This is a genomic window from Nonomuraea sp. SBT364 (assembly GCF_001083785.1).
GTDB lineage: Bacteria > Actinomycetota > Actinomycetes > Streptosporangiales > Streptosporangiaceae > Nonomuraea.
Window position 1 is genome coordinate 1 of sequence record NZ_LAVL01000274.1, and the last position, 6,697, is coordinate 6,697.

Consider the following 6,697-nt stretch of genomic DNA (forward strand, 5'->3'; position numbering starts at 1 on the left):
GGGCGGCACGGGCCGCCAGCAGGGAGGCGTGGGTGGGCGCGTCCGGCACCTCCGCCGGCCGCCCCTTGGCGAACTCGGCGCGCAGCACCGGCACGACCTCCTCGCCGAGAAGGTCGAGCTGCTCCAGGACCGTCTTCAGCGGCAGCCCCGCGTGGTCCATGAGGAACAGCTGGCGCTGGTAGTCGCCGAAGTGCTCCCGGAACTCCAGCGTCCGGTCGATGACCTGCTGCGGGCTGCCGACCGTGAGCGGCGTCTCGGCGGTGAACTCCTCCAGCGACGGCCCGTGACCGTACACGGGGGCGTTGTCGAAGTACGGCCGGAACTCGCGCACGGCGTCCTGCGAGTTCTTGCGCATGAACACCTGGCCGCCGAGCCCGACGATGGCCTGCTCCGGCGTGCCGTGCCCGTAGTGGGCGTAACGCTGCCGGTAGAGGGTGATGAGCCGGATGAAGTGCTCCTTCGGCCAGAAGATGTTGTTGGCGAAGAACCCGTCACCGTAGTACGCGGCCTGCTCGGCGATCTCCGGGCTGCGGATCGAGCCGTGCCACACGAACGGCGGCACGCCGTCGAGCGGCCGGGGCGTGGACGTGAAGCCCTGCAGCGGGGTGCGGAAGCGGCCTTCCCAGTCGACCACGTCCTCGCGCCACAGCCGGTGCAGCAGCGCGTAGTTCTCGATGGCCAGCGGGATGCCCTGCCGGATGTCCTGGCCGAACCACGGGTAGACCGGCCCGGTGTTGCCGCGGCCCATCATCAGGTCGACCCGGCCCCCGGACAAATGCTGCAGCATCGCGTAGTCCTCGGCGATCTTGACCGGGTCGTTGGTCGTGATCAGCGTCGTGGCGGTGGACAGGTGCAGCCGCTCGGTCCTGGCGGCGATGTAGCCGAGCATGGTGGTGGGGGAGGACGGCACGAACGGCGGGTTGTGGTGCTCGCCCATCGCGAACACGTCGAGCCCGACCTCCTCGGCCTTGAGCGCGATCGTCACCATCGCCCGGATCCGCTCCGCCTCGGTCGGGGTGCGGCCCGTCGTCGGGTCCGTGGTCACGTCGCCGACGCTGAAGATCCCGAACTGCATCTTAGTCACCAGCCTATACTGTTGAAGTTTCAACAGCCATCTCAGCAATCGAGCGTGCCTGTTTATTCCGGCTGTCACCAGGTGTCGACGCCGGCCGCCGGGAGGATCCGCCGGGGGGCTCCCCGCCCGGCAACGGCGATCCTAGCCCGCCCCGATCGCCCGGTCACGATCGCTGTCACCGGTGTTCCCCCACCAGGTCCCTGGCGGCCTCGCGCAGCACCGACGGCGCCCACGGCGGGATCTCCAGGCCGAGCGTGGAGATGCCGAGGGTCCACCGGCCGTCCGGGTTGTCCCCGTCCTGCGGCACGGCGATGGCCGCGCACGCCACCTCTTCCCGATACTGGCCGTGCTCCTCGACCACCTGGCCGGGACGCAGGCCGTACAGCTCCCTCTCGACGTCCTCGGCGGTGGCCGGGGTGCGGGAGGTGAAGCGGCGCAGCCCCGACTCCTCCAGCACCGCGCGCCGCGCCCGGGGCGGCAGCGTGACCAGCAGCGCCTTGCCGAGCGCGGTGGCGTGCGGCGCGGCCTCCAGCCCGGCCTGCAGGTCCTCCAGCCACGGCGAGTACAGCCCCTCGGCCACCTCGGCGATCACCAGCCGCCCCTTGGCCAGCCGCGCCAGGTAGGCGGTGTGCCCGGTGCTGGCGGCCAGGTGCCCGAGCACGGCCCGGGCGTTGGGCGGGCGGCCCAGCGCGCCGAGCATCTCGTGGAAGCGCTCGGCCACCTGCGGGCCGGGCAGGTAGTCGCCGCTGGGCAGCCGGAGCAGGTAGCCCTCGTAGCAGAGCGTGCGGACCAGGTGGTAGGAGGTGGACAGGTTGAGGCCGCACCGGCGCGCGATCACCTTGACCGTCAGCGGCCGGTCGGACTGGGCGACCTCCTCCAGCACGCGCAGGGCGCGTGAGACGCTGCGGATCAGGTCGCTGGGTTCGTCGCCGCTCATCCCCCCAGCATCCGCCGCACCCGGCCGGTGCGCCATTTGAAAATGAGCCTTCCGTCAGTCACGAACCCGGTCATGGCGGTACGGAGCTTCGCGCCGGCTCGTACACGGCCCGCTGCCGTCCGGCTGACTGCGCCGCCGCGCCACCTCCGCGTGCGGGGTGAACTCCTCCAGGGTGCCGAGCAGGAGCACCAGGTCACGGCCGGCCGCGGAGCCGCACGCGCCGCCCGATCAGGCGGACGGGCTCCCTGATGAGGTCGTCGGCGATCTCGCATGCGGCGCCGGGGTGGCGGGCGGCCCCGCGGGCCACGGGCCGGGTCCGCAGCGGAGGGACAGCGCGAGCGCGTGGGACAGGGGGCTGGGGCGATCGTCACCGGGCATCCGGATGCCGGGCCTCACCGGCCGGGGCGGTAGGCGCACTTTCCATGAGCCAGGTCAGGCATGACAGCCTGAACAAGATCGTGTGGACGATACTGGGATTGAACCAGTGACCTCTTCCGTGTCAGGGAAGCGCTCTCCCGCTGAGCTAATCGTCCTTGGAGCGGAAGACGGGATTCGAACCCGCGACCCTCACCTTGGCAAGGTGATGCTCTACCACTGAGCCACTTCCGCGCCCGCCCCGGTCAGCGCCGGGGTGACGAGAGAACTCTAGCGAAAACTCGCCGACTCCCCAAACTGGATTGCTCCCACCTGCTCGGCGTACCAGGTGATCCCGGCGACGTGGGCGGCGATCTCGCGCAGGGTCCAGTTGGGGTCGCGCGGGGTGTCCCAGGCGTCCGGGACGGTGGCGTAGCGGTGCACGTACGCCTGGGCGAGCCGGGGCCAGCGGGCCCGCGCCTCGTGCAGGTCGAGCTCGGTGAAGCGGGCCCAGTCGGAGTCCAGGGTCACCGTGCGCCCGTGCCAGGGCGTGTCGAGCGGCGGCTCGCCCGCCAGCAGCGCCTCCACCTCGGCCAGGTGGTCGACGAGGTGGTCCTGGATGCGGCGGGCGGCCTTGGCGGGGGTCCACAGGTTGGCGCCGTCGGTGACGATCGGCCTGCCGTCCCAGGCGAGCCAGGTCTCGGCCAGGGACAGGCAGCGGTCGGCGGCTTCGGCTACGGCGAGTGCGGGATTGGTCATGGGCCGATCCTGGCCGCCGGACGTTCAACGCGCGGTCTAAGTGTGCCCGCCGTTGACGGTGACGCGTTCGCCGGTGATGAACGCGGCCCGGTCGGAGGCGAGGAAGCAGACCGTCTCCGCGATGTCGCCCGGCGAGCCCATGCGGCCCAGCGGGACCTCGGCCAGGTAGTCGCCGACCTCCAGGCCCGCGTGGCGTTCGACGGGGATCCAGCCGGGCGCGACGAGGTTGACGGTGACGCCGTGCGGGCCGAGCTCGCGGGCCCAGGAGCGGGTGAGCGCCTGCTGGGCGCCCTTGGCCGCGATGTAGGCGGACATGCGCGGCAGGGCGCGGTCGACGACGTCGGAGCCGATCTGGATCACCCGGCCGCCGCCGTGCGCCTTCCACGCGGGCAGGCACGCCCGGACGAGCAGCGTCGGACTCTTGACGAAGAACGTGAGCTGGTCGAGGTGGGCCTGCCAGGTGAGGTCCTCGATCGGCACCTCGGGCTGCGGCCCGGTGGCGTTGAGCACCAGCGCGCCGACCGGCCCGAGCCGCTCGGCCACCGCGGCGACCAGGGCGCCGGTGGCGCTCTCGTCGGTCACGTCGGCGGCGAACGCCTCCGCCCGGCCGCCCGCCTCCCGGATGTCCGCGGCCACCCGGCCGGCGCCGGCGTGGTCGGAGTGGTAGTTCACCGCGACGGCCCAGCCGTCGGCGGCCATCCTGCGCGCGATGGTCGCGCCGAGCCCCCGCGACGCGCCCGTGACGAGCGCGACCTTTCCGTCAGTTGTCACGAGCGTGAGCCTATTGCTTCGTCCGGGAACGAAGGATGAGTGGGCTAACGTCGGCATATGGCTGCTGACCACACCGTTCGTGACGCCGACATCGCCCCCGTGGCCGCGCTGATCGCCGACCCGACCAGGGCGGCCATCCTGACGGCGCTGCTCGGCGGGCGCGCGCTGGCGGCGGGTGAGCTGGCCCGGCTGGCCGGCGTGAGCGCCGCCACCGCGAGCGCGCACCTGGCGCGGCTGCTCGACGGCGGCTTCGTGACCGTGCTGCGGCAGGGGCGCCACCGCTACTACCGCCTGTCCGGGCCCGAGGCGGCCGAGGTGCTGGAGGTGCTGGCCAGGGTCGGCGCCCGCCCGCCGGTGCGCTCCCTGCGCCAGTCCCGGCAGGCCCGCATGCTGGAGGAGGCGCGTACGTGTTACGACCACCTCGCGGGGAAGGCGGGGGTGGCGTTGTTCGAGGCGTTGCGCGAGAGCGGCTGCCTGGCGGGGGAGGAGGTGACCGCCGTGGGGGAGCGGTTGCTGGCCGGGATCGGCGTGCACGTGGCGGGAGCACGCGGGACCAGGCGGCGCTTCGCCCCCGAGTGCCTCGACTGGACCGAGCGGCGCCCCCATCTCGGCGGTGCGCTCGGCGCGGCCGTCACGGCCGTGCTGCTCGAACGCGGCTGGTTCCGGCCGGGCGCCGGGCCGCGCGCGCTGACCCTCACCGACGAGGGCAGGAGGGAACTGGCGGCGCTCTTCCCCGGCCAGGTGACAGCGCCCTGGAGTAAGGAGCTAACCTGGCATTCGCCAGTTACCTAAGCGGGAGATTCACATCATGCGCGACAACGGAGTCGTGAACGTCGGTCCCGAACCTCTCACCTTCGACGACGTCATCCGGGTGGCCCGCCACGGCGCCGCCGTACGCCTCACCGACGACGCCGTGGCCGCCGTCGCGGCCTCCAGGCAGCGGGTGGACGAGCTGGCCGAGAGCCCGGTGCCCGCGTACGGGGTGTCCACCGGGTTCGGCGCGCTGGCCACCCGCCACATCGACCCGGCGCTGCGCGCCCAGCTCCAGCGCTCGCTGGTGCGCTCGCATGCCGCCGGCAACGGTCCCGAGGTGGAGACCGAGGTGGTGCGCGCGCTCATGCTGCTGCGCCTGCACACGCTGGCCACCGGCCACACCGGCGTGCGGCCGACCACGGCCAAGGCCCTGGCCGCCCTCATCAGCGCGGGCATCACGCCGGTCGTGCACGAGTACGGCAGCCTGGGCTGCTCCGGCGACCTGGCCCCGCTGGCGCACGTCGCGCTCACCCTGATGGGCGAAGGCGTCGTACGCGACAGCTCCGGCGACCTGACGGCGGCGGGCGAGGCGCTCAAGCAGGCCGGGATCGAGCCCGTGGAGCTGGCCGCCAAGGAGGGCCTGGCGCTCATCAACGGCACCGACGGCATGCTCGGCATGCTCGTGCTGGCCATCGACGACCTGCTCCGGCTCGTCAGGACCGCCGACGTGAGCGCCGCGATGAGCGTCGAGGCGCTGCTCGGCACCGACCGGGTCTTCGCCCCCGAGCTTCAGGCGCTGCGCCCGCAGCCGGGCCAGGCGCTGGCCGCCGCCAACATGGTGAAGATCCTGGCCGGCTCCGGCATCATGGCCAGCCACCGCGACCCGGACAGCTGCACCCGCGTCCAGGACGCCTACTCGCTGCGCTGCGCCCCCCAGGTCGCCGGCGCCGCCCGCGACACGATCGCGCACGCCGCCGCCGTCGCCGGCTGGGAGCTGGCCAGCGCCGTGGACAACCCGGCGGTGCTCGCCGACGGCCGCGTCGAGTCCAACGGCAACTTCCACGGCGCCCCCGTCGCCTACGTGCTCGACTTCCTGGCCATCGTCGCCGCCGACCTGGCCTCGATGTCCGAGCGGCGCACCGACCGGTTCCTGGACGTGGCCCGCAACCACGGCCTGCCCGCGTTCCTGGCCGACGACCCCGGCGTCGACTCCGGCCACATGATCGCCCAGTACACCCAGGCGGCGATCGTCTCGGAGCTCAAGCGCCTGGCCGTGCCCGCCAGCGTCGACTCGATCCCGAGCTCGGCCATGCAGGAGGACCACGTCTCGATGGGCTGGTCGGCGGCCCGCAAGCTGCGCCGGTCGGTCGACGGGCTGACCCGGGTGCTGGCCGTCGAGGTGCTCACCGCCGCCCGTGCGATCGACCTGCGCCGCCCGCTCGAACCCGCCCCCGCCACGGCCGCCGGGCTGGCGGCCCTGCGCGAGACCGTGCCAGGCCCGGGACCCGACCGCTTCCTCGCGCCGGAGATCGACGCCGCCGTCCGGCTGGTCGCCGACGGCGGCGTGGTCGGCGCCGCCGAGTCCGTGACCGGCCCGCTGGCCTAACGCCGGGGCAGCGCGACGATCGCGTCGACCTCCAGCAGCAGGCCGGGCATGAACAGCCGCGACACCTCCACGGTCGTGCTCGCCGGCGGCGTCCCGGTGATGTACTTCCTGCGTACGCGCCCGTAGGCGAGCCGGTCGTCCATGTCCGTCAGGTACGTCCGGACGAAGGCGAGGTCGGCGAACGTGGCGCCCTGGTCGGCCAGGATGCGCGACAGGTTCTCGAAGACGTGCTCGGCCTGGGCCTCCATCGAGCCCTCGCCGACCACGTCGCCGTTCTCGTCGAAGGCCGCCTGGCCCGACACGTACAGCATGTCGCCCACGCGCACCGCGTGCGAGTACATGCCGTTCGTGGCCGGCACCCCCGCCGGGTTCACCGTCACCGCCCGTCCCGGGTCCGGGGCGGGCGGTGACGGTGAACCCGGCGGGGGTGCCGGCCACGAAC

The 6,697-nt window shown here is 73.2% G+C and carries 7 protein-coding genes and 2 tRNA genes; 2 read left to right on the forward strand and 7 right to left on the reverse strand.

Annotated elements, in window-relative coordinates; translation table 11 throughout:
• The 6 genes from ADY59_RS45930 to ADY59_RS45955 form a co-directional block, all read right to left on the reverse strand.
• Positions 1 to 1,075 (reverse strand): LLM class flavin-dependent oxidoreductase (locus ADY59_RS45930; RefSeq protein ID WP_049577244.1); only part of this gene is annotated, 1,075 nt, incomplete at its 3' end.
• Positions 1,076 to 1,250: 175 nt separating this feature from the next.
• On the reverse strand, positions 1,251 to 2,012 hold the full coding sequence (locus ADY59_RS45935) for an IclR family transcriptional regulator (RefSeq protein WP_053175812.1): 762 nt from the start codon (positions 2,010 to 2,012) through the stop codon (positions 1,251 to 1,253).
• A gap of 461 nt (positions 2,013 to 2,473) precedes the next feature.
• Positions 2,474 to 2,545, reverse strand: a tRNA-Val gene (locus ADY59_RS45940).
• A gap of 1 nt (position 2,546) precedes the next feature.
• Positions 2,547 to 2,621, reverse strand: a tRNA-Gly gene (locus ADY59_RS45945).
• Positions 2,622 to 2,657: 36 nt separating this feature from the next.
• Positions 2,658 to 3,125, reverse strand: a complete 468-nt coding sequence (locus tag ADY59_RS45950; RefSeq protein ID WP_049577247.1) for a hypothetical protein — start codon at positions 3,123 to 3,125, stop codon at positions 2,658 to 2,660.
• A gap of 36 nt (positions 3,126 to 3,161) precedes the next feature.
• Entirely contained in the window at positions 3,162 to 3,896 is a 735-nt protein-coding gene (locus ADY59_RS45955) for an SDR family oxidoreductase (protein WP_049577250.1), read from the reverse strand.
• Positions 3,897 to 3,953: 57 nt separating this feature from the next.
• Here ADY59_RS45955 and ADY59_RS45960 point away from each other — a divergent pair, with 57 nt between their 5' ends.
• Together ADY59_RS45960 and hutH are read left to right on the forward strand one after the other, a co-directional pair.
• Positions 3,954 to 4,688: an ArsR/SmtB family transcription factor gene (locus ADY59_RS45960; RefSeq protein ID WP_049577253.1), complete on the forward strand. Its 735-nt coding sequence runs from the start codon at positions 3,954 to 3,956 to the stop codon at positions 4,686 to 4,688.
• Between the two features lie 16 nt (positions 4,689 to 4,704).
• Positions 4,705 to 6,255: a histidine ammonia-lyase gene (gene hutH / locus ADY59_RS45965; protein ID WP_049577255.1), complete on the forward strand. Its 1,551-nt coding sequence runs from the start codon at positions 4,705 to 4,707 to the stop codon at positions 6,253 to 6,255.
• Here hutH and ADY59_RS45970 read toward each other — a convergent pair.
• The coding region (locus tag ADY59_RS45970; RefSeq protein WP_049577261.1) for a RidA family protein at positions 6,252 to 6,697 on the reverse strand (446 nt) is incomplete at its 5' end. The two genes, hutH and ADY59_RS45970, sit on opposite strands and share 4 nt — an antisense overlap.

What these genes read in the sequence shown, in the direction of transcription:
- ADY59_RS45935 (WP_053175812.1), bottom strand. Translation starts at nt 2,012, where the DNA reads ATGAGCGGCGACGAACCCAGCGACCTGATCCGCAGCGTCTCACGCGCC.
- ADY59_RS45950 (WP_049577247.1), bottom strand. Translation starts at nt 3,125, where the DNA reads ATGACCAATCCCGCACTCGCCGTAGCCGAAGCCGCCGACCGCTGCCTG.
- ADY59_RS45960 (WP_049577253.1), top strand. Translation starts at nt 3,954, where the DNA reads ATGGCTGCTGACCACACCGTTCGTGACGCCGACATCGCCCCCGTGGCC.
- hutH (WP_049577255.1), top strand. Translation starts at nt 4,705, where the DNA reads ATGCGCGACAACGGAGTCGTGAACGTCGGTCCCGAACCTCTCACCTTC.